Source organism: Aliivibrio logei (assembly GCF_001691055.1).
Taxonomy (GTDB): Bacteria; Pseudomonadota; Gammaproteobacteria; order Enterobacterales; family Vibrionaceae; genus Aliivibrio; species Aliivibrio salmonicida.
In genome coordinates this window covers 105,739-129,452 of sequence record NZ_MAJU01000029.1, presented here as the reverse complement: position 1 = coordinate 129,452, position 23,714 = coordinate 105,739, and the positions used below count along the sequence as shown (strand labels likewise).

20 protein-coding genes are annotated in these 23,714 nt (G+C 39.2%); 12 read left to right on the top strand and 8 right to left on the bottom strand.

The genetic code is table 11. The features are described 5' to 3' along the window. Positions 1-28: 28 nt before the first annotated feature. From oppC to A6E04_RS18635, 3 genes are all read right to left on the bottom strand, one after another. Positions 29-931, bottom strand: coding sequence for an oligopeptide ABC transporter permease OppC (gene oppC, locus A6E04_RS18645; protein ID WP_017022208.1), 903 nt, complete (start codon positions 929-931; stop codon positions 29-31). Positions 932-946: 15 nt separating this feature from the next. Next, positions 947-1,867, bottom strand: coding sequence for an oligopeptide ABC transporter permease OppB (gene oppB, locus A6E04_RS18640; RefSeq protein WP_017022207.1), 921 nt, complete (start codon positions 1,865-1,867; stop codon positions 947-949). A 108-nt stretch (positions 1,868-1,975) separates the two neighbouring features. Beyond that, the gene (locus A6E04_RS18635) at positions 1,976-3,640 is read right to left on the bottom strand and encodes an ABC transporter substrate-binding protein (protein WP_065612068.1); all 1,665 of its coding nucleotides are present in this window, start codon (positions 3,638-3,640) and stop codon (positions 1,976-1,978) included. 630 nt (positions 3,641-4,270) lie between these two features. Between A6E04_RS18635 and A6E04_RS18630 the strand changes: the two genes are divergently transcribed. Next, positions 4,271-6,805, top strand: a complete 2,535-nt coding sequence (locus A6E04_RS18630; protein WP_065612067.1) for a glycosyl hydrolase family 18 protein — start codon at positions 4,271-4,273, stop codon at positions 6,803-6,805. Positions 6,806-6,892: 87 nt separating this feature from the next. On the opposite strand, the gene A6E04_RS18625 is transcribed toward A6E04_RS18630, so the two are convergent. Both A6E04_RS18625 and cysS read right to left on the bottom strand, forming a co-directional pair. Further along, positions 6,893-7,471 (bottom strand): thymidine kinase, encoded by a 579-nt coding sequence (locus A6E04_RS18625; protein WP_017022204.1) that lies wholly within the window; start codon positions 7,469-7,471, stop codon positions 6,893-6,895. 81 nt (positions 7,472-7,552) lie between these two features. Beyond that, on the bottom strand, positions 7,553-8,941 hold the full coding sequence (cysS, locus tag A6E04_RS18620) for a cysteine--tRNA ligase (protein WP_017022203.1): 1,389 nt from the start codon (positions 8,939-8,941) through the stop codon (positions 7,553-7,555). A gap of 148 nt (positions 8,942-9,089) precedes the next feature. Here cysS and A6E04_RS18615 point away from each other — a divergent pair, with 148 nt between their 5' ends. From A6E04_RS18615 to A6E04_RS18600, 4 genes are all read left to right on the top strand, one after another. Further along, complete coding sequence (locus A6E04_RS18615; RefSeq protein ID WP_012550506.1) at positions 9,090-9,587, top strand: peptidylprolyl isomerase; 498 nt, start codon at positions 9,090-9,092, stop codon at positions 9,585-9,587. 56 nt (positions 9,588-9,643) lie between these two features. Then, entirely contained in the window at positions 9,644-10,369 is a 726-nt protein-coding gene (lpxH, locus tag A6E04_RS18610; protein WP_023603528.1) for a UDP-2,3-diacylglucosamine diphosphatase, read from the top strand. Between the two features lie 115 nt (positions 10,370-10,484). Continuing rightward, a complete protein-coding gene (locus A6E04_RS18605; RefSeq protein ID WP_017022201.1) occupies positions 10,485-11,687 on the top strand; it encodes an EAL and HDOD domain-containing protein in 1,203 nt (400 codons plus the stop codon). 12 nt (positions 11,688-11,699) lie between these two features. After that, entirely contained in the window at positions 11,700-12,098 is a 399-nt protein-coding gene (locus A6E04_RS18600) for a YchJ family protein (RefSeq protein WP_065612066.1), read from the top strand. A gap of 92 nt (positions 12,099-12,190) precedes the next feature. Here A6E04_RS18600 and A6E04_RS18595 read toward each other — a convergent pair whose 3' ends face one another. Beyond that, positions 12,191-13,537: a sodium-dependent transporter gene (locus A6E04_RS18595; RefSeq protein WP_065612065.1), complete on the bottom strand. Its 1,347-nt coding sequence runs from the start codon at positions 13,535-13,537 to the stop codon at positions 12,191-12,193. A 275-nt stretch (positions 13,538-13,812) separates the two neighbouring features. Here A6E04_RS18595 and cls point away from each other — a divergent pair, with 275 nt between their 5' ends. Continuing rightward, positions 13,813-15,267 (top strand): cardiolipin synthase, encoded by a 1,455-nt coding sequence (cls, locus tag A6E04_RS18590; RefSeq protein ID WP_017022198.1) that lies wholly within the window; start codon positions 13,813-13,815, stop codon positions 15,265-15,267. A gap of 67 nt (positions 15,268-15,334) precedes the next feature. Here cls and folE read toward each other — a convergent pair whose 3' ends face one another. Further along, positions 15,335-15,988 (bottom strand): GTP cyclohydrolase I FolE, encoded by a 654-nt coding sequence (gene folE / locus A6E04_RS18585; RefSeq protein ID WP_012550500.1) that lies wholly within the window; start codon positions 15,986-15,988, stop codon positions 15,335-15,337. A gap of 153 nt (positions 15,989-16,141) precedes the next feature. On the opposite strand from folE, the gene moeA reads away from it, so the two are divergent. Both moeA and moeB read left to right on the top strand, forming a co-directional pair. Next, positions 16,142-17,386, top strand: coding sequence for a molybdopterin molybdotransferase MoeA (gene moeA, locus A6E04_RS18580; RefSeq protein ID WP_065612101.1), 1,245 nt, complete (start codon positions 16,142-16,144; stop codon positions 17,384-17,386). 11 nt (positions 17,387-17,397) lie between these two features. Continuing rightward, positions 17,398-18,147: a molybdopterin-synthase adenylyltransferase MoeB gene (gene moeB / locus A6E04_RS18575; RefSeq protein ID WP_017022196.1), complete on the top strand. Its 750-nt coding sequence runs from the start codon at positions 17,398-17,400 to the stop codon at positions 18,145-18,147. 85 nt (positions 18,148-18,232) lie between these two features. Here moeB and A6E04_RS18570 read toward each other — a convergent pair whose 3' ends face one another. Next, a complete protein-coding gene (locus tag A6E04_RS18570; RefSeq protein WP_017022195.1) occupies positions 18,233-19,864 on the bottom strand; it encodes a methyl-accepting chemotaxis protein in 1,632 nt (543 codons plus the stop codon). A 342-nt stretch (positions 19,865-20,206) separates the two neighbouring features. Here A6E04_RS18570 and A6E04_RS18565 point away from each other — a divergent pair, with 342 nt between their 5' ends. The 4 genes from A6E04_RS18565 to pstB all read left to right on the top strand — a co-directional run bounded on the left by A6E04_RS18565 (position 20,207) and on the right by pstB (position 23,714). Beyond that, positions 20,207-21,028, top strand: coding sequence for a phosphate ABC transporter substrate-binding protein (locus A6E04_RS18565; RefSeq protein ID WP_017022194.1), 822 nt, complete (start codon positions 20,207-20,209; stop codon positions 21,026-21,028). Between the two features lie 76 nt (positions 21,029-21,104). Continuing rightward, positions 21,105-22,031, top strand: a complete 927-nt coding sequence (pstC, locus tag A6E04_RS18560; RefSeq protein WP_012550647.1) for a phosphate ABC transporter permease subunit PstC — start codon at positions 21,105-21,107, stop codon at positions 22,029-22,031. A 4-nt stretch (positions 22,032-22,035) separates the two neighbouring features. Continuing rightward, entirely contained in the window at positions 22,036-22,890 is an 855-nt protein-coding gene (gene pstA / locus A6E04_RS18555; protein ID WP_017022193.1) for a phosphate ABC transporter permease PstA, read from the top strand. A gap of 74 nt (positions 22,891-22,964) precedes the next feature. Continuing rightward, positions 22,965-23,714 carry a phosphate ABC transporter ATP-binding protein PstB gene (pstB, locus tag A6E04_RS18550; RefSeq protein ID WP_017022192.1) on the top strand — a complete coding sequence of 250 codons (750 nt, stop codon included), beginning with the start codon at positions 22,965-22,967 and terminating at the stop codon, positions 23,712-23,714.

The following is a 23,714-nucleotide window of genomic DNA, read 5'->3' as shown; positions in this document are numbered from 1 at the left end:
TTAAATAATTAGCTGTCCATACAGAGGATTATCTGTCTTTTGGATCCAACGCATCACGTAAACCATCACCTACATAGTTAAAACAGAACAAGGTAACAACCATAAATAACGCAGGGAAAATGAGCTGCCAAATAGCCACTTCCATGGTTTGAGAGCCTTCTTGGAGTAAAGCCCCCCAACTCGTCATTGGCTCTTGTACCCCTAAGCCAAGGAAAGATAGGAATGATTCAGTTAAGATCATGCTTGGGATAAGTAACGTTGAATATACCGCAACAATACCCAGTACATTAGGCACGATATGACGAGTAATAATTCCCCACTTACTCACACCACAAACATGTGCCGCTTCAATGAACTCTTTACTTCGTAAACTCAATGTTTGTCCACGAACTATACGTGCCATATCAAGCCAAGCAATGGCACCGATCGCAACAAAGATCAGGATAATATTTCGACCAAAAAACGTCACTAGTACAATAACTAAGAACATGAATGGAACCGCGTATAGGATCTCAATAAAACGCATCATAACTCGGTCAACTTTACCACCGACAAAACCAGAGGTTGCGCCATAAAGCGTACCGATAACTACCGCTACCAGTGCCCCTAAAATACCCACCATCAAGGAGATTCGACCACCAACCAAGGTACGAACAAAAAGGTCACGCCCTAAACTATCGGTGCCAAAAAGATGCGTAAGGCTTGGTGCTTCGTGCAATGCATACCAATCCGTATCATCATAAGCGTACTGGCTAAACATCGGTAAAAAGACAACGGAAAGTGTCATTACGGTTAATACACATAGGCTGATCATTGCAGCTTTATTTCTCATAAAGCGTAAACGGGCATCCTGCCATAAACTACGACCTTCAATTTCTAGGTTTTCAGAGAAATTGGCGATCGCTTCTAAATTTTCTTTTTTCGTTAACATGCGTCCGTTCCCCTGTTAATAACGAATTTTCGGGTCAATTATTGCTAGTAATACATCAACGATGGCGTTGAACAGAATGAATAGGAAACCAATCAAAATAGTGATCCCCATTACTAGTGAATAATCACGGTTAAACGCAGCATTCACAAACAACTTACCAATACCCGGCAAACCAAAAATAGTTTCAATAACCACTGAGCCTGTAATAATACCGACAAATGCAGGTCCCATATAAGAAACCACGGGAAGCAATGCTGGTTTAAGTGCATGCTTTAACACAATGTAACGGTAGCTCAATCCTTTCGCACGAGCGGTACGGATAAAATTACTGTTTAATGTTTCAATCATACTGCCGCGAGTAATACGAGCAAACGTCGCTATATATAAGAATGACATACCGAGAATAGGCAATAACATGTATTTAAACGAACCATCATGCCACCCCCCTGCTGGGAACCAACCGAGTTCAATAGAGAATAAATAAATTAGTGCGGGGGCTAATACAAAGGAAGGCATCACCACCCCAATCATCGCGGTGGACATAATACTGTAATCAAGCCAAGTATTTTGCTTCAATGCCGCTAAAGTACCAATTGATACACCAAACACCACCGTAAAAATAAAAGCAAAAAAGCCGATCTTAGCCGATACAGGCAATGCTGCCTCAACCAGTTCATTTACGGTGTAATCTTGATATTTAAATGATGGACCAAAATCACCTTGAATAATATTACCAAGATAAGTTGTATATTGCTCAAAGACGGGCTTGTCCAAACCATATTTGGCGTTGATGTTCGCCATTACTTCTGGAGGAAGTGGACGTTCTGTAGAAAATGGGTTGCCGGGAGCAAATCTCATTAAAAAAAATGAGATAGTGATCAATACCAACATTGTTGGAATTGCTTCAAGTATCCGTTTGATAATGAATTGAAACATAATTCATACTTCCAGTGTCTGTGACAAAAATAATTAAAAGATGGATCTAACCACTACATACATTTACTGTATGCAGTGGCTTATACTTATAGTTTTTATTTGCTAAATTTATTTAGCTTTTATGTATAGGTCTTTCGAGTAGATTTTTTCTTCCGCATTTTCAACAGGGAAGCCACCTACTTGTGGAGATAATAGACGAGATTTTACATACTGATAGATAGGAGCAATTGGCATATCTTTCGCTAGTAATTTTTCAGCTTCTAGATAAATTGCAGTGCGTTCTTCTTCAGACGTTGAAGCCAATGCTTTTTCAATTAACGCATCATACTCAGCACTTCCGTAATGTTGACCGCCAGTTGTATTCTTACTAACCATTAATGTTAAGAAGGCAGAGGCTTCATTGTAATCACCACACCAGCCAGCACGCGCTACTTCAAATTGACCTTGGTCTTTTGAATCTAGATAGGTTTTCCATTCTTGGTTTTCTAAAACAACTTCTAAGCCAAGAGTCTTCTTCCACATAGAACCTGCAGCGACTGCAATTTTCTTATGGTTTTCTGACGTATTGTATAGAAGAGTAAATTTAAGTGGATTTTCTGGACCAAATCCAGCTTCAGCTAATAGACGTTTTGCTTCAGCATTACGTTCATCTTGAGTCATTTTACCGTAAGCTGGTAGCTCAGGATTAAAGCCTGCGGTGATCTCTGGTGTTAGGAAATACGCAGGTTTTTGGCCTTGACCTAAAATAATGTCAGATATAATTGGGCGGTCAATCGCGTAAGAAATCGCTTTACGAACTCGAACATCATCAAAGGGTGCTTTTTTCGTATTAAATGAATAATAGTAAGTACATAGACTACCCACTACCGACACTGATTCTGGCTCTTCTTTTTTCAAGCGCTTAAAGTGTTCAACCGGTAATTCATTAGTAAAGTCGAGTTCACCAGAAAGAAAACGGTTCATTTCTGAGACTTGATTTTCAATCGGTAAGAACGTCACTTTCGTCAGTTTTGTATCGGCATTATCCCAATATTGCTCGTTACGAGTTAATTCTAAACGTTCGTTCACAACCCATTTATTTACAACAAATGCACCGTTACCAACGAAATTACCCGGTTTGGTCCACTGGTCACCAAACTCTTCGATTGTGGCTTTATGAACAGGCATCATTGTTGTATGCCCCATCATCATCACAAAATAAGGAACGGCAGTATCAAGTTGAACTTCTAATGTATTTGCATCAATCGCTTTAACACCTAGCTCACTTTTGTCTTTTTTACCTGCAACGATGTCTTTTGCATTCGCCATCTTAGTATATTCCATATACCAAGAGTATGGAGAAGCCGTTGCTGGATCAACTGCACGTTGGAAGCTGTATACAAAATCATCCGCAGTGACAGGAGCACCATTTGACCACTTAGCGTCTTTACGTAAATGGAAAGTGAATTTTTTATTATCGGTCGTTTCCCAACTCTCTGCGACTCCAGGAATGGTATTACCTGCCGCATCTTGATTAACAAGACCTTCAAGTAAATCACGAATAACGTGAGACTCAGGTACACCTTGAGATTTATGAGGATCAAGAGTTGCTACTTCTGTTCCATTACCACGAGTCAATTCTTGAACGTCGGCATAAACAGAATCAGTTGATACTGCTTTTTCAGCAGGTTTTGTTTCTTTTACTGGTTGCTCTGCGGTTTTATCTCCACAGCCAATAAGTGTCAGTGACAGGCCACCAAGCAAAATTGCTTGTGTAATTTTATTTTTATACATGCATTAACTCCAATACATTTTTTTGCATCCATGACAATCTTCGGACAAAGCGATTTGCCAATCATTTTAATGTTCTAAAAAACGTTAAATACGTCTAAAAAACATAAAATCCTTCGAAGAATCGTGGGCAACATTATCAATCATCGAAGTAATTTGCCACATTTTTGTCACAAAATGCCCGATAACTTTTAATATCATCACAATTAGCAGAATAAAACTCCAATAAAGGAAGAGCAATTGATTACTTGATATACAAAAACTAAATAAGCGAGCATTAATTATCTATTCAACTGTTTTTTAATAAAAAATTAGAGTTTAACTCCAATTAACCACACAAAAAGTAAACATATAGCCACATAAAAAAGAATAAAATTAGCTTTTATTAGCTTTAGTTACTACGCGAATACCACTCTATATTTTATAAATCAATATTCGATATATAAAAATTCGCGTCACTATGAAATTCATTCGGCCCCATTTCATACAACTTTCAATATTGTTTTAGTTTGCTGCAAAACTCAGAAAGTCGAATTGAACTATCAAAAACTTCAGTAACACTGGGGGTAATGCTGTTCTTTACAGCAGATATTTGTATCCATTTGTGGATAATTTAATCAAGGATGTTACTTTATGTTTAAAACTAAACTTGGGTTTTGCACTGCGGCAATCACTCTTGCCCTCTCTGCCCCTACGTATGCAGCCGTTCCTGGCCAAGCCATTATTTCTTGGATGGAAACGGATTTTTCAATCATCGATGTAGACCAAGCGGCCACTTCTTATAAAAATCTCGTTACCGTTAAAGAGTTTGCTGAAGTTCCTGTTACTTGGGATCGCTGGTCAGGTGAATCCGCTGAAACATGGAAAGTCTTATTGAATGGACAAATCGTCCATGAAGAATCTATCTCTGCTACTGCCTCTCAAAAAGCCTCTACCGTCCTTCAAGTCAGACAAGGCGGCCAATACTCAATGACGGTTCAGCTGTGTAACGGCACAGGTGCAGTAGAAGAATGTAGTACAAGTGCGCCAAAAGACATTGTTGTCGCAGATACTGATGGCAGTCATTTAGATCCATTACCAATGAACATCGATCCTGCAAATGGTAATTACACAACCCCTGAAGGTATGGTCTCTGGTGCTTACTTTGTTGAATGGGGCGTTTACGGTCGTAAATTTGCCGTAGACCAAATACCGGCACAAAATCTAACTCATATTCTTTATGGCTTTATTCCTATTTGTGGTCCTAATCCCTCTTTAGGTGAAATCGAAAACGGAAACAGTTTAGCGGCTCTAAATCGTGCGTGTGCTGGCACTCCTGATTATGAAGTTGTTATCCATGACCCATGGGCAGCCGTTCAAATGCCGCAGCCACAATCCGGTCATGTACATAGCACGCCATATAAAGGAACCTATGGTCAAATGATGGCTCTTAAACAACGCTATCCAGACCTGAAAATTGTTCCTTCTATTGGCGGTTGGACTTTATCAGACCCTTTCTATGACTTTGTTGATAAATCTAAACGTGACATTTTCGTCACTTCGGTTAAGAAATTCCTTAAAACATGGAAATTCTACGACGGCGTTGATATTGACTGGGAATTCCCAGGTGGTGACGGTGCAAGTTCGACCGGTGGTGACCCTGTAAATGACGGCCCAGCTTATGTTGCTTTAATGCAAGAGCTGAGAGCTATGCTTGATGAGTTAAGTGCTGAAACAGGAAAAACTTATGAACTAACGTCTGCGATTGGTGCTGGTTACGATAAAATTGAAGATGTTGATTATGCAGCAGCCTCTCAATACATGGACTACATTTTTGCCATGACTTATGATTTCTTCGGTGGCTGGAATAACGTCGTTGGACATCAAACTGCGGTTTACTGTGGCTCACATATGTCACAAGGTGAATGTGATGGCACAGGATTAGACGATAAAGGCGAACCTAGAAAAGGCCCAGCTTATACCATTTCTAATGCTATCGATTTACTGCTAGCGCAAGGTGTTGATGCTAAGAAACTGGTTGTTGGTGCTGGTATGTATGCTCGTGGTTGGACTGGCGTGACACGTGAAAGCATGACTGATCCAACAAACCCAATGACAGGCGTTGGTAATGGTAAAGTTGCGGGTTCTTGGGAAGCTGGCGTTATTGATTACAAAGATGTCGTCACTAATTACGTAAATAAAGCAGGCGTAGAAGTAGGTTACGATGATGCCGCACAAGCAGCTTTTGCTTATGACCCAAGTAATGGCGATCTAATTACCTATGATAATAAACAATCTGTATTAGCAAAAGGGGAATACGTTCGCTCTTTAGGTTTAGGGGGTTTATTCGCATGGGAGATAGATGCTGATAACGGTGATATTCTTAATGCAATGCAAGAAGGCCTTGCTGGTGGAACGGTAACCCCTCCTGCGAATAAAAAACCAATTGCTAATGCTGGTGTCGATATTGCGGTAACCACTCCAGCAACAGCTCAACTTGATGGTTCATTATCATCAGACAGTGATGGAACAATCGCATCTTATGCTTGGACTCAAATATCTGGACCAGCGGTAGCGTTAAGTAATCACAATACGGTTAATGCTAGTTTTGTAACTGATGGTTTTATTCAATCGGAAACTCTTCAATTCACCTTAACGGTAACGGATGATAAAGGCGCAACAGCTTCTGATTCAGTCTCTGTAGTCGTAACGGTTAAAGGAACTGAGCCGGTTAATACCCCACCAGTAGCCGTAATTATTGCACCAAGTTCGGTTAATAAAGGGGATCTAGTAACGCTAGATGCCTCTTCTTCTACTGATGCAGAAAGTGACCCTCTAACGTTTACGTGGGCAGTTCCATCAGGAATCGATGCAACGGTTACAGGGTCTACAGTCACCTTTATTGCTGATTCTTATACGGTAGATACTCCACTATCATTCTCTGTCACAGCAAATGACGGACAAGCATCAAATACAGCAACAGTAAGTGTTACTGTGCTAAAAGATGCAGGAGACCCGCCTGTAACTTGTGATAATGCATGGGATGCATCCGTTGTTTATAATGGTGGTGACCAAGTTTCTAACTCAGGTAAAGTATGGGAAGCGAAATGGTGGACTCAAGGTGATGATCCATCGACCTCTGGTGATTGGGGAGTATGGAAAGAAGTAGGTATCTCTGCTTGTAACTAATACCAACTTATTATAATCAATATAAAAAAGGCCAAATTCATGACTTTGAATTTGGCCTTACTTTTTATCAATTAGAACTAAGTATAATTACTTACCTAGTGCTTCTTTATAATGGCTTCGGCAAACGGATACATATAATTCATTACCACCAATAGCAACTTGATCACCATCAGCAATAGCAACACCATGCTCATCAGTACGAATAACCATGTTCGCTTTACGACCACAATGACAAATGGTTTTTAACTCAACCAATTTATCAGCCCATGATAATAAATATTTACTGCCTTCAAATAGCTCACCTAAAAAGTCAGTACGTAACCCATAACATAATGCTGGGATATGCAATTTATCGACGACTTCTGTTAATTGGTAAACTTGTTCTTTCGTTAAAAACTGGCACTCATCGATTAATACACAATGTATTTTTTTTGCTTCATGAAGTGTTTTAATCGTTTCAAACATATCCATATCGGTATTAAATAAATGCGCATCGGCATCTAAGCCAATACGAGAACTCACTTTTCCTACACCATAACGATCATCAATAGCCGCAGTAAAAATCGCAGGATTCATTCCTCGTTCTTGGTAATTAAAAGACGATTGAAGAAGTGTTGTTGATTTACCCGCATTCATTGCCGAGTAATAAAAGTACATTTGAGCCACAAATGTGTCCTCTATTAAAGTTTAAAAATTTGGTAATAAAAAAGGCTGGAAAGACCAGCCCTTTACATAAAACGGTTTATATTATTTACGACGCCAAGTTGTTCCTTCTGGGCCATCTTCTAATACAATATTTAACGCTGCGATGGCATCACGAGCGGCATCGGCTGCTGACCAATCTTTTGCTGCACGAGCATCGTTACGCGCTTTGATCAATGCTTCTATTTCAGCCACTTCATTATCACTGCCGCTATCACCTTGTAAGAAAGCTTCTGGTTCTTGTGACAATAAACCTAATACCTCAGCCAATTCACGCATTAATGCACCAAGTTTCGATGCGGCTTCGATATTTTCGGTTTTTAAACGGTTTACTTCACGCGCCATTTCAAACAACACTGAATAAGCTTCTGGTGTATTGAAATCATCATTCATTGCCGTAGAGAAACGAGTAACAAACGTTTCACCACCCGCAGGTGTCACCGTTAAATCAAGGCCACGTAACGAAGTATATAGACGCTCTAATGAAGAACGAGCTTGATTTAAATTCTCTTCGCTGTAGTTCAATTGACTACGGTAATGACCAGACATTAAAAAGTAACGAACCGTTTCTGAATCGTAATGCGCTAATACGTCACGGATAGTAAAGAAGTTGCCTAATGACTTAGACATCTTTTCACGATCAATCATCACCATACCACTGTGCATCCAAGTATTTACGTACTTAGCGTCATGCGCACAACATGATTGAGCAATTTCATTCTCATGATGTGGGAACATAAGATCAGAACCCCCACCATGTATATCAAAATGATTACCTAGAATAGAAGAGTTCATCGCAGAACATTCAATGTGCCAACCGGGACGACCGGGACCCCAAGGGGATTCCCATGTAGGCTCACCTGGTTTAGACATTTTCCATAAAACAAAATCCATTCCACTGCGCTTAACACTTGTTTCTTCAAGAGTCACACGAGAGCCCGCTTGAAGCTGTTCAAGATCTTGACGAGAAAGACGACCATATTCATCAAATTTCTTTACTTCAAACATTACATCGCCATTTGAAGCAACGTATGCAAAGCCACGTTCAATTAAGCGCTCAACTAATTCTACAATTTCCGTAATGTATTCAGTCGCTCGTGGTTCAACGTCTGGACGTTTCATTTTCAAAGCATCAAAATCCGCATGCATTTCTGCGATCAAACGTTCAGTTAGTGCTTCACAGCTTTCGTTGTTTTCAGCAGCACGTTTAATGATTTTATCGTCAATATCAGTGATGTTACGAACAAATGTAAGATCGTAGCCTAAAAAACGTAAGTAACGAGAAATCACATCAAAAGATACAAAAGTACGACCATGGCCAATATGACACAAATCGTAAATCGTAACCCCACACACATACATACCGACTTTACCTTCGGTAATTGGTTTAAATTCTTCTTTTTGGCGTGTTAGGGAATTATATATTTTCAACATGTTCTTTTTTTACTCGTTATTTGTTTTAAGGATATATAAAGGCTATTAAACCTATAATAAGTAATGATAGCAAGAAAATTCCCTGTAGATCCGACTTAATCTTAGGTAAAATAAAATTCTATTTAAATACAATTACAAAGGTAATTCCATGATCATCCTTCACACTTCTTTTGGTGACATTACAGTTAAACTTCATGAAGACAAAGCACCAGTAACTTGTGCTAACTTCCTACAATACTGTCAAGATGGTTTCTACGACAACACACTTTTCCACCGTGTAATTGATGGCTTTATGGTTCAAGGCGGCGGCATGACTGCTGGTCTTGAAGAAAAAACAAGCCGCGCAACAATCAAAAATGAAGCAAACAATGGCCTAAACAATAAAGTAGGCACATTAGCGATGGCTCGTACTATGGAACCGCATTCTGCAAGTTCTCAGTTCTTCATCAACGTTAATGACAACAAATTCTTAGACTTTAAATCAGAGTCTGTAGATGGTTGGGGTTACTGTGTATTTGCTGAAGTTGTTGACGGCATGGACGTAGTAAACAAAATCAAAGGTGTTGCAACTGGTAACTACGGTTACGTACACCAAGATGTACCTGTTGAAGAAGTATTCATCACTGGTACAACAATTACAGAATAATTGTTCTTTTTATGCCAGCGTTAATCGCTGGCATTTTATCTACTACAATGTGACTTATGACTATCCTATTTATCTCCGATCTGCACCTCTGCCCTACTCGCCCTGAAATCACAACCTGCTTTCTTGATTTTATGGAGAATGAAGCCGTACACGCTAAAGAGCTGTATGTCTTAGGTGATCTCTTCGAATTTTGGATTGGTGATGATGATAACTCTTCATTTAGTTCATTAATTAAAAATGCCTTTACGACATTAACCAACCAAGGTGTCCATTGTTTTTTCATCCAAGGAAACCGTGACTTTTTATTAAATAAACGATTCTGTAAAGAAACCGGCATCACCTTACTTGCCGATCATACCGTAATTGATGTTGATGGAAAAAAAGTGCTGATCATGCATGGTGACACGCTTTGCATTGACGACGTTAAATATCAAGAATTCAGAGCTAAAGTTCATCAACCGTGGCTACAGTGGGTTTTCAATCGTATCCCGTTATTTATTCGCCAGCGTATTGTCAAAAATGTACAAGATAAAATAAAAGAAAAAAAACAGCATAAAACATTATCAATAATGGATGTCACCCAAAGTGAAGTCGAAAGAGTCATGCATGAAGAAGGCGTCAACCTATTAATTCATGGTCATACTCATCGTCCAGACACTCATGTTTTCACAGTAAATGATAATCAAATGACAAGAATTGTGCTTGGAGATTGGTACACACAAGGCTCAATACTTACCTATAAAGACAATACATTTACACTTTTAAATAAAAGCTTTAAATAACTCACAGTTATAAGCGTTCATTTGGTGCTTAATCATTATTGAGACATAGTTTTTTTGTGTAAATACGATTATCATTAAAACTCATTGTTCCAGTATGCTGTAGAGAAAAGAACTCATGTATTCATACGTTGCTCGTCAACCTATTTTAGACCTAAAAAAGAACACGATTGGGTATGAACTCTTATTTAGAGACGGGCCTAAAAATACATTTCCTGCAGTAGAAGCTGAAGAAGCAACGAGTCGTCTATTATCAGACCATTTTTTAAGTTCCCATTGTAATGCGACCAATGACAAATTAGGTTTTGTAAACTTTCCACAGCAAAGTTTATTAAACTTAGTACCTACGTTATTTAATGCTAGCAACCTCGTTATTGAAATTCTTGAAGATTGCATTCCTACCCCCGAATTGCTTGAAGCGATTAAAACGCTATCCGAACGAGGGTATAAGCTTGCTTTAGACGATTTTGAGCCAAGCCCTCAATGGACACCTTTTTTACCTTATATCGACATCATAAAGTTTGATATGCGTGTAACTCCGGTTCTAAAAGCAAAACTATTTATACGCCACTGTGCCAAATACAACATTGTATTTTTGGCTGAAAAAGTAGAAACATACGAAGAGTTCGAGCAAGCAAAAGAAGCTGGTTTTACGTATTTTCAGGGATATTTCTTTAGTAAACCTGAAATGTTGCAACAACGTGCGATTCAACCCAATCAACTGTCAATAATACAGTTGTACCAAGAAATATCTGCTCCTACTGTTAATTTTGTGGCGGTTGAAAAACACATTGCTCAAGATGTTTCGTTATCTTATAAATTGCTGAGATTTGTCAACTCATCATCAGTAATAGACAAGCCTATCACGTCATTCAAGCAAGCTTTAGTATATCTTGGTGAAACCAAATTACGTCAATTCGTATCTTTGGTTGCTGTCGCTCATGCAACCCAACATAAGCCTCAATCTCTTTATACATTGTCGATCCATCGCGCTAAATTGTGCGAATTGATCGTTAATAAAACAAAAATCAACTTAGAACCAAGCCAAGCCTTTTTAGTCGGTTTATTTTCGTTATTAGAGCCATTGTTAGATCAACCCTTAGAAGTATTGATCCAACATCTCCCTATTTCAGATGAAATAAAACACGCCCTAACATTAAGAAAAGGCCCTCTTGGATCTCTTATCCTTGCGATAGAGAGCTACGAAAAAGCCGATTGGGACATTGTCGCTAAATGTTGTTCTGATCTGCATATCACTGAACAAGAATTCTCAGCTTGTTATAATGAATCCGCTGAATGGGTTGATGATTTAGCCCACTAAACGAGTGTAATAATGTCTAAAAGCAACCATTGCCCTTGTGGCACTAAAAAAAATTATTCAGTTTGTTGTGAACCTATTCATAATCAACATGAACGAGCAAAAACACCCGAACTACTAATGCGTTCACGTTACTCAGCTCATGTTAAACAACTTGTTCAGTACATTATTGATACCTACCATCCCTCTTGTCATGCAGAAGAATTTAGAGACGGTATTCTCGAATCCACAGAATTAGAGTGGCGAAAGCTAAAAGTACTATCAAGTCACTTATCAACAATGAGTCCTTATGAGGGTTTCGTTTCTTTTAAAGCAACATACTCAGAAAACAATCAACTTCATCAACTAAAAGAGCACTCTCGTTTTCTTAAAGAAAATGGCAAATGGTATTACATTGATGGTGAAATTGAATAATTTAAGCTCAATGGCTCTTGTTGAAAGATAATAAACACATAAAAAACGCCGCATTTATTTAAATGCGGCGTTTTTATTTTTACTTTTTATATTTAAAGAATAGAAACCATAAATACAACAAGAATAGCGACAGGACATACTACTCGCACATACCAAGGCCAAATTTTCCAGAATAGTCCTTGTGCAATCTCAGGGTTACCCTGTTTGATCTCTTCTAATACCTTATTACGGTTCCAAATCCAACCAACAATGATAGCCCAAACAACCCCTAGCAGCGGTTGCATATAAACCGTAGAGATGTCGGCAATCAATCCAAACAATGTGCCAAAATTAAAAACAATAAATAAGCTTAGAACAAGAATCGCTCCGCCAATAAGCCACGTTGCTTTTGTTCTGTCCGTTTTTAACTCCTCTTGCGCACAAGAAACAGGAACTTCAAGCAGTGAGATCGAAGACGTTAATGCAGCAATTACCATGAGTACAAAGAAAGCCGTACCTAAAACAACACCCATTCCCCCCATCGTTTCAAACATCGCAGGTAACACAGCAAAGACAAGGTCACCAGAGCTGATCAATTGACCCGCTTCATTAAATATCTCAACGCCATTATTTTTAGCAACAAACATCGCAGGAAGGATAAGAAGACCTGCGGCAAAAGCAACACCGGTATCAATAGCCGCTACTTGAGCTGCCGTTTTAGGAATATTCACATCTTTCTTTAAATATGAACCGTATACCATCATTGAGCCAACACCTAATGATAGAGAGAAAAAGGCCTGCCCCATAGCATCGACTAACAAATCACTATTGATGTGAGAGAAGTCAGGCACTAGATACATTTTAAGGCCTTCCATTGCACCATCTTGAGTAAAGATATAAGCAATCATGATCCCGAATAATATAAATAGCATTGGCATTAAACGTGTTGACCACTTTTCAATACCATCAGCAACACCTTTCTGAACAACATAAATAGTAAATACAGAAAATAGAATCGTTAATACCACATTACGACTGTCACCAAAATTCACTAACCAATCAGCAACACTTTGTAGGCCTATGATTTCTAAAATAGGAGCAGCAGCAAAGCCCATTAACCAACCAGCAAGAATAGAATAAAAACTTAAAATCATAGAAGCGGCCAGCATGGCAATAAAACCAAACACTCCAGCGGCGAGCTTATTTTTAGTCCAAATTTTCTTTAGAGAAGCAATAGGGTTAGATTGCCCATGACGACCAATAGTTAGCTCTGCGACTAACATAGGGAAAGCCAATAGGAAAACCATTAAAAGGTACATTAATAAAAAAGCAGCGCCACCGTTACTGGCAGCTTTTGTAGGAAAACCCCATACATTACCTAAACCAACAGCTGAACCTGCAGCTGCCATAATAAAACCTAATTTTGAGGTAAACTGACCTCTTGAAGCATTACTATCCATGTTTATTCCATCTGTGCTTGAGAAATTACAGGTTGTAAATTATATTTTACATACCGTATGTATTAAAATTATTAGAATAGTGGCAAGTAAACCAGTTTAAGAATAAAATTGAAAGCGCTGCTTTTTATTTTTATAACAAAACTCTCTATTTTTGTTATAACCTGTTTACAAAACAATCAAACCTCTCTTATTTCGAATTTTTATCCCCTTTACCTACTCTTTTGCCTCAAGTCCTGATATTAATACATATTCTCTCTATATATATGAAATCACGAATGGATAAGTTCTACCAAGCACTCACTATCGTTAGCTTTATCTTGTATTGGCTTTTAGTCGCCGGGGTAACGATTCGTGTCGTCTTTAAACCAAGGCCTGTAGGCGTCTCTCTTGCTTGGTTAATGGTTATTTATATCCTTCCCGTTATTGGTGTAATGGCTTATTTCTTAATTGGTGAGCTTAATTTAGGCCGTACTCGTGGTGAGCGAGCAAAAGCCATGTTTACTCCTTATGAACAGTGGTTTGCTCAAGTTCATCACTGTCAGTCTCATCAGCCTCATTCTATTTCACATCGAATTTCATCCATTCATAATTTGTGTTCAAATCGATTAGGTATTCCAGCATTAAGTGGCGACACCCTTTCTTTATTAAATACCCCGTCAGAAATTTTGACCGCCATTATTCGAGATATTGAAAAAGCAGAGCATGAAATCAATATGGAATTCTACATTTGGCATCATGGTGGATTAGCCGATGGTGTCGCAAGCGCATTAATTCAAGCGGCTAAACGAGGCGTAACCGTTAATGTTTTACTGGATTCGGCTGGGAGTATTGATTTTTTCAAAAGCCACTGGCCAAGAATGTTACGAGAATCTGGGGTCAATATTGTTGAAGCCTTAAGCGTGAGTCCATTCCGTATGTTCTTTAGGCGACTTGACCTACGATTACATCGAAAAATTGTCGTTATCGATAATAAAATTGCCTATACAGGATCAATGAATTTAGTCGATCCTCAATATTTCAAACAAAATTCGGGCGTAGGCCAATGGGTTGACGTAATGGTTCGTATTACCGGCCCTAATGTAGCGATCTTAAATACGATTTATGCATGGGATTGGGAAGTAGAAACGGGAATACGAGCACTGCCAACAATACCTGAATGCCCATTTGAAATAGACCCATTTAACCACACTACTCAGGTAGTGCCTTCGGGTCCGGGTATGCCAGATGACATTATTCAGCAAGTATTGATCACAGCAATTAATCAAGCTAGAGAATCACTCACAATCACAACACCTTATTTTGTTCCTAGTGAGTTATTGCTCCATACCTTAAGAACCACAGCTCACCGAGGAGTAAAAGTTACGTTAATTTTACCCAAGAAGAACGATTCATTAATGGTAAGTTGGGCTTCAAAATCATTCTTTGAAACGCTTCTAAACGCAGGGGTTCATATCTTTGAGTTTAAAGGCGGGTTATTGCATACTAAATCAGTGGTCATTGATAATAACTATTGCATTATTGGTACTGTGAATTTAGATATGCGCAGCTTCTGGTTGAATTTTGAAGTCAGTTTGATTGTTGATGATCCTGAATTTACAAAACAATTAACGTGGGTATTAGATGGCTACCTAGAACATTCTGATGCGATTGTTTTAGAAAATTGGCAGCAACGAAATTGGGCTCATCGATTTACTGAGCGTTTCTTCTCTATGTTTAGCCCCTTACTTTAAAACAAAACATAAATTAAAAAGCCCACGATAATTTAATTATCGTGGGCTTTTTTAGCATCCGTAAATATTAACGAATGCCACTTAAAAATTCATGTCTTGTCGCTGGATTACGTTTGAAAATCCCGCCAAGCGCAGTTGTCGTTGTGCTACTCGTCGCGTCCATGACACCACGAGACTTAACACAATAATGTGTCGCTTCCATTGTGATCGCAACATCGTCACTGCCAAGCAATGTTTGCAGTGCCACTAATATTTGCTGTGTCATACGCTCTTGAACTTGAGGACGCTGGGCAAAAAATCGAACAATACGATTAATCTTCGATAGACCAATGATCTTTTCACGAGGAATATAAGCAACGGTGGCTTTTCCATCAATCGTCACTAAATGATGTTCACACGTACTCGTTAATGTAATGTCGTTCACTCGAACCATTTCATCACAGTTCATTTTATTTTCAATGACGGTAATTTTAGGGAAATTCGCATAATCTAACCCAGAAAAGATTTCATCAACGTACATCTTAGCAATTCGATGAGGCGTCTCTTCAAGGCTGTCATCACTAAGATCGAGAGTAAGCAGAGACAAGATCTCACGCATATGCTCTTCAATACGTTCTTTTTTCTCTTCACGACTAATTCCATTTTCTTTCATTGGCGTCTCAAGGCCACGCGCAACAAGAGCATCACGCACCAAAATGGCTGATTCACTGAATGATGACATCATATACTCCAGAGTATTCTATTTAAAAATCCTACGCTAAGGATACCCGCTCTGTAAAATAAATACACCCTGATTTTCATGGGTCTATTAGATGTTCAGCACCAAAATATGGTAATGTTCTTCCTTATTACTACTAGTTCAGAGAATATCATGATGGATTGCTGCGCAACTCAAGGTCTCATCCCCGTAGAAACGGCATTGGATACCCTTTTATCCCAAGTTACCCCTATTTCATTAGCAAAAACATTGCCTCTCTCTGATGCCATTGGTTTTGTTTTGGCTGAAGATATTTGCTCCCCAATTAACGTTCCTCCTTTTGCAAACTCAGCAATGGATGGTTATGCAGTTCGTCTGTCTGATTTAGCACTCTCTCTGACATTACCAGTTGCAGGTAAGTCTTTTGCTGGTATTCCTTTTGAAGGTGAATGGCAAGAACAAAGCACAATTAGAATCATGACTGGAGCGAAGATCCCTGTTGGTTGTGATGCCGTTATTATGCAAGAACTCACCTCGAATTCTGATGGTAACATTACGTTTGATGTCACTCTTTCTGATATAAAACCTCAAACCAATATTCGTCCGATTGGTGATGATGTTTCACAAGGACAAACCGTCTTAGAGAAAGGTCACCGCTTAACACCAAGAGACATTCCATTAATTGCTTCACTTGGTATTAATGATATTCCCGTCGTTCATAAACCTAAAGTTGCCTTTTTCTCAACGGGTGACGAACTGACACCATTAGGTCAACCACTCGAAGATGGTCAGATCTATGACAGTAATCGCTACGGTATTAAAGTATTAATCGAGAGGTTTGGTTGTGAAGCCATTGACCTTGGTATTATTCCAGATTGCCCACAAACGCTAAGAGACGTCTTTCTTAAAGCTGATAAAGAAGCGGATGTGGTGGTGACATCAGGTGGTGTGAGTGTTGGTGAAGCCGATTACACAAAAGACATCTTAGATGAATTAGGCCAAATTGGCTTTTGGAAATTAGCCATAAAACCGGGTAAACCTTTTGCCTTTGGTCAGCTGCCTGATTCTTATTTCTGTGGTTTACCGGGAAACCCCGTTTCTGCAATGTTAACAATGTATGTATTGGTTCAGCCGATGCTAGCGAAACTTGCTGGTCACTCTAAATGGGAAGCGCCTAAAGCGATCCCAGCAGTAGCAACGACGGTCTTTAAAAAACGTCCTGGTCGTACTGATTATCAACGCGGTATTTACTCCATTAATGATAAAGGTCAATTTGAAGTGGCCACTACGGGCAATCAAGGTTCAGGGGCATTTAGCTCAATGAGTATTGCTAATTGTTTTGTTGTTCTGGAACGAGAGCGTGATCGTGTTAGTGTTGGCGAAACCGTTAATATCGAACTATTTAACGCCTCTCTTTATTAGAAGTGATCCCAATGTCTGAATTATCTGATCAAGAGATGCTGCGCTATAACCGTCAAATCATTTTGAGAAATTTTGATTTTGAAGGCCAAGAGAAACTCAAAGACAGCACCATTCTCATTATTGGTGCTGGCGGGTTAGGTTGTGCTTCAACTCAATATTTAGCCGCTGCCGGATTAGGGTCAATGACACTGGTTGATGATGACGTTGTCGAACTCTCAAACTTGCAACGTCAAATTTTGCATTGCGACGATACCATTGGTGAAAAGAAAGTCATTTCAGCGAAAAATGCCTTAAACCGTATTAATCCTAATTGTCATATTACCCCTATTGATAAACGTTTATCTGATGATGAGTTACGTGTTCTTATTTCATCTCATGATTTAGTGTTAGATGGCACCGATAACGTAGAGACCAGAAATCAGTTAAACCGACTGTGCTTTGAATCTAAAACACCGTTAATCTCAGGTGCGGCAATTCGTATGGAAGGCCAAGTGAGCGTTTATACTTATCAAGATAACGAGCCTTGTTATCAATGCTTAAGTAGTTTATTTGGTGAGCAGGCGCTTACTTGTGTTGAAGCCGGCGTAATGTCTCCTGTTGTTGGCATTATTGGTGCAACACAAGCTCTTGAGGCCATCAAAGTATTAACTAATTACGGACAACCCTTAATCGGGAAACTTCTGATCTTAGATGCCCTTTCAATGAACTGGCGTGAAATGAAATTAGCAAAAACACCCCACTGCTCTGTATGCGGTAAATAGCACGATCCACAATATCAAGATCAATAAAAAGGCGCTAACCCATTTGGATTAACGCCTTTTTTCATTTCGACTTAAAACAAAGATCCTACAATTTAAAATAGGTTAACTGTTGTTTCTGTTGCTCTGCTAACTGTGATAATTCATGGCTTGCAGCCGCACTCTGTGTAATACCCGTTACGTTTTGATTTACAATTTCATGAATATTTGTGATGTTACGATTAATGTCATTCGTAACTTGGCTTTGCTCTTCTGCCGCTGTCGCTACTTGTGTATTAATCGCAGTTATACCATTAACCGATCCCATTATACTCATCAAAGCCTCATTGACTTGGCTCGCTAATGCTTGATCATTCGCCAATACATCAAGGCTTGATTGCATTCCATCATTGGCTTTTGTCGACTGCACTTGCAACTCTTCAATAATCACCTGAATTTCTTGGGTTGATTCTCGAGTACGAGCAGCAAGCATACGAACCTCATCCGCCACCACAGCAAAGCCTCGTCCACTTTCTCCCGCACGAGCTGCTTCAATCGCAGCGTTTAATGCCAATAAATTTGTTTGCTCTGAAATACTTTGAATCACGTCAATAACATTACCGATCTTTTCAGATTGTTCTTTTAAGCCAGTCACCACATTCGCAGCTGATGTGATTTGATCGACCATTTTTAAACTTGCGTCCGTGCTTTCTTGGTATAACTTTAAGCCATGAGAGGCCATTTCACTCGCTTGATGCGCTGCGGTATCTGCATTTAACGCGCTGCTATTTACATTATCAGCGGTACTTGATAATTGATTTACGGCAGAAGCAACTTGCTCAATTTCTTGCTTTTCTTGATCTGAATTTACTTGAGCTTGTGTCATCACCGTAGCCAGTTCCGTTGACGCTGAAGCCACATCTTCAGAGATACGAACCATCGAATCAATAGTCGTACGCAGTTGATGTACCGTTGTATTAATATCACGGCTAAGGGCGGTAATTTCATTATCCCCTTCTTCATTAACCGTTACATTCAAATCACCTTTCGCAATGCGCTGCATAATTTGTTGTATTGTACCAATTGGTGCAACAATAATACTTGCTAACCACCAAGCGCAAATAAGCGATACAAAAATGGCAATAAAAATGGCAATAGTCACTTGTGTTAATGTCGCATCATGCGCCATTTTTGCTTTGGAAACTTCCGTTTCAACCACTTGATTCAATTTTGCTGATAACTCATCAATGGCGTTAACCATGGCAGCACCTGCACGCCTGTACTCAGTACGAGCCAGATCATACTCTGTCGTATTGTATTCACCAGTATGCTTTTCTTTCAATAGAGGCATCATTGGTGATTTACTGTATTGAACGTAGTAATTCATTGCTGATTTTAACGTATCAATCTCTTGAGAAAGCCCATTCATCTTCCTTAATTTATCCATTGATATGATATTTTTTCTAAATCCTGAATCTAGATTAGCCGCTAATTTCTTTAATTCTTCAGAATCATACAAACTATAAACGGCACTGATTCGCATTGCATACGTTGTGTTGATAATGGTTGCTAGCTCATCTTTGCTTTCACTTAATTCATTCGAAGCAGACGCCATGTTCGTCATTGATGCTTCAAAATCACCACGAGCGAGCAACACGCCCCCAGTCATAATGATAGAAATAAGTAATACAGGAATTAAAACCTGAACTTTAATAGAAAAACCATTGATCAACTTACGCATTATTTACCCTCATAACACTCTCAAAAATAATTGTTAATAATGTCATTATCTCTGGTTTTATTTTCAAATAGTACACTGTGACGTAGATCTATTTTTACAAACCGTTCAATAATCAATACAAAAAAACCGTCAAACTTTACATTTACGTCAATAAAAAACACATAACGCTATGAATTTGAACAATAAGATTAAATAACATTCATTTCTAATGAATACGCCTTTTTAATAAAAAAACCAGAATGTCATACACTTTTAAGAAAACTGAAATATTACTGTCACATAAGTTTCCTAAAGTGGCCTCGTCAACTTAATTACGGCACGTATGCCTCAAAGGAAATGAAAATGAAAAAGTCAGTTATCGGCGCACTAGCAATTCTGAGTTCAGTAGTAGCATTACCAGCATCAGCGAAAGAAACAATTTCTGCAGTTGGTTCAAGCAGCGTGACCCCTCTTATGGAAGTTTTTTCTGAAACCTACATGAAAGACCACTCTAACGTTTATATCGAAGTTCAAGGCCCTGGTTCTTCTGCTGGTGTAAAAGCAGCGAAGAATGGTTCTGCGGATTTAGGTATGTCATCACGTAATCTAAAAGCATCAGAAAAAGAAGCGACATTAAAAGAATTAGTGGTTGCACACGATGGTATCGCTGTTGTGGTTAACCCAAGCAATACACTTAAAGGCCTAACGTCAGAACAAGTTACCGCTATCTACAAAGGTGAAGTGAAAAACTGGAAAGAAGTGGGTGGCGAAGATAAGCCAATCGTTGCAATTACACGCGACACGGCATCAGGTACTCGTGGCGCATTCGAAGACATCATGAGCCTTAAGAAAAAAATCTCAGGTATGAAAGTATCGGCTATCTCTCAACGAGCTCAAGTAGCAAATGGCAACGGCGCGCTAAAAACAATGGTAGCAAGCAACCCATACGCTATTGGTTATATCTCTTTAGGTACCGTAGATAACTCAGTTCATGCCCTTTCTATCGATAACGTAGTACCAAGCGTTGCTGATATTAAAAATGGCACATACAAAGTCTCTCGTCCTTTCCTTGTACTGTACCGTGAAGGTAAGCCATCAGTAGAAACTCAAAAATTCCTAGACTGGATGACAGACGAAACAGCACAAAATCTAGTTGAAAAGAACGGCTACATTTCAGTTAACTAATTTATTACCTTAATTTTCCTGGCCTGCAAAGGCCAGGCTTTTCCATTTCGAATTTTTCGACATGTGAGTATTTATTATGACCATCGCCATGAATAATCAAGATACTGTCAATCAAGACAAGCCTTCTCTTAATCCGTTACGACAGAAAAAACGTGTGGATTGGAGAGAGCGTATTTTCCACGTATTATTTCTCAGCTGTGCCATCATCGGTACGTTATCTTTAGCCACCATTGCGTATTTTATCGTTAAAGAAAGTATTCCTGCATTTCAACAAGTTGGTGTTAGTGGCATCGTTTTAGGTCAAGATTGGCTACCACCCGCTCTTTATGGTGTTTTCACCATGATCGTTGCATCCGTTGTTTCTACCTTTGGTGCCGTTCTCGTCGGTGTTCCAATCGGTATCCTTACGGCTATTTTTATCGCTGAAATCGCGCCTAAACGCCTTGCCGATATTATCCGCCCAGCGGTTGAATTACTGGCTGGCATCCCATCGGTTGTCTATGGTTTCTTTGGCCTTGTTATTATTGTTCCATTGATTCAAGACGTATTTCAAGTCCCTGCAGGTAACACTATCCTTGCGGGTATTATCGTTTTAGGTGTTATGATTTTACCTACCGTAATCACGGTATCAGAAACCTCAATCAGAGCCGTCCCAGCGACCTATAAAGAAGGTTCATTGGCCCTTGGCGCTTCTAAAATATTCACCATTTTCCGTATTCTTCTTCCTGCTGCTCGTTCAGGCATTATGACGGGTGTCATTTTAGGTATTGCTCGCGCTCTTGGAGAAACAATGGCCATCATTATGGTTATGGGGAACGCCCCTGCCATGCCAGAAGGTATCTTAGATTCTGCGCGTACATTAACAGCAAACATTGCGATTGAAATGTCATACGCAAGTGGCATCCATGCCAGTGCTCTATATGCAACAGGCGTAGTATTACTCGTCTTTATCATGTCTCTGAATGGCATTCTTCTTTATCTAAATCGTGAAACAGCGAGATAAGACAATGAATAAACTTAAAAAACAACGTCACATAAAAGATCAGATCGCAGCAGGATTCATCTGGTTCTCAGCAGCCATCACCGTCGGCTTTCTATTTTGGATAATGTGGTACATTTTATCGAATGGTCTACAACACGTAAGTTGGTCATTCATTACCGATAACTACACTCGTACTGGTGAAGAACACGGTATCTTCCCAATGATCGTCGCCACCCTTTACATGGTATTAGCTTCAATTGCGGTTGCAGCGCCACTCGGGATCATGACGGCCATCTATTTAACCGAATACGCAAAAGTAGGCAGTAAACTCGTTAAAGTCATTCGCTTCTGTACCGAATCATTAGCGGGTATTCCATCGATAATCTTTGGTCTATTTGGTATGACTTTCTTTGTCGGTATTTTAGGATTAGGTTTCTCTATTTTATCCGGTGCGCTTACGCTGAGTATTTTAATCTTACCCGTGATTATTCGTACAACAGAAGAAGCATTAATGGCTGTACCTCAAACCTTTAGAGAAGGCTCTTATGGTTTAGGGGCATCAAAAATCTATACCATTTGGCGCTTAATACTACCAAGCGCAATGCCAGGTATTTTAACCTCTGTTATTTTAAGTATTGGTCGTGTTATTGGTGAATCCGCACCTGTATTCTTAACCGCTGGTATGGTGGCACGTATTCCTGATTCATTGCTTGATTCAGGCAGAACATTAACCGTTCACCTGTACAAATTAACCACTGAATTATTTACTATCGAAGAATGGAATCAAGCTTACGCAACAGCGACAGTATTGATTGTTCTTGTATTAATAATTAACACGCTAACGAAGCTATTGGCTCGAAAAATCAATAAAGCGTCTTAATTAATCGATTTATTATCTATCACTAATTATTGACTGATTGCACGGTATAAGATGCGATCAGTAAGGAAAACACAATGAACAAATTTAATATTGAAAACCTAGATCTTTTTTACGGACAAAACCAAGCATTAAAAGGCATTAACTTACCGATCCCTGCAAAACAAGTAACTGCACTGATCGGCCCTTCTGGTTGTGGAAAATCAACATTATTGCGTTGTTTAAACCGCATGAATGATTTAATTCCTGGCGTGAAAATTACGGGTTTTGTTAGTTTAGATGACCATGACATTTACGGTAATATCGATGTTGCCGATTTACGAATCAAAGTTGGAATGGTTTTCCAAAAAGCGAACCCATTTCCAATGAGCATTTATGAAAACGTTGCCTATGGCTTAAAAGCACAAGGCGTAAAAGACAAAAAAGTACTAGATGCCGTCGTTGAAAAGTCACTTCGCAGTGCTGCTCTTTGGGATGAAGTAAAAGATCGCTTAAAATCTCATGCTTTTGGCCTATCTGGTGGACAACAACAGCGTTTGTGTATTGCTCGTACTATCGCAATGGAACCTGATGTCATCTTAATGGATGAACCGACATCAGCACTGGATCCAATTGCAACACACAAAATTGAAGAGTTAATGGAAACACTAAAACAAGATTACACGATCGTTATCGTTACTCACTCAATGCAACAAGCTCGCCGAATTTCAGATAAAACCGCGTTCTTCTTAATGGGTGAATTGGTCGAGCATAATGACACTCATGTTATTTTCTCAAACCCTAAAGATGACCGTACTCAAGGCTATGTAAATGGTGACTTTGGTTAA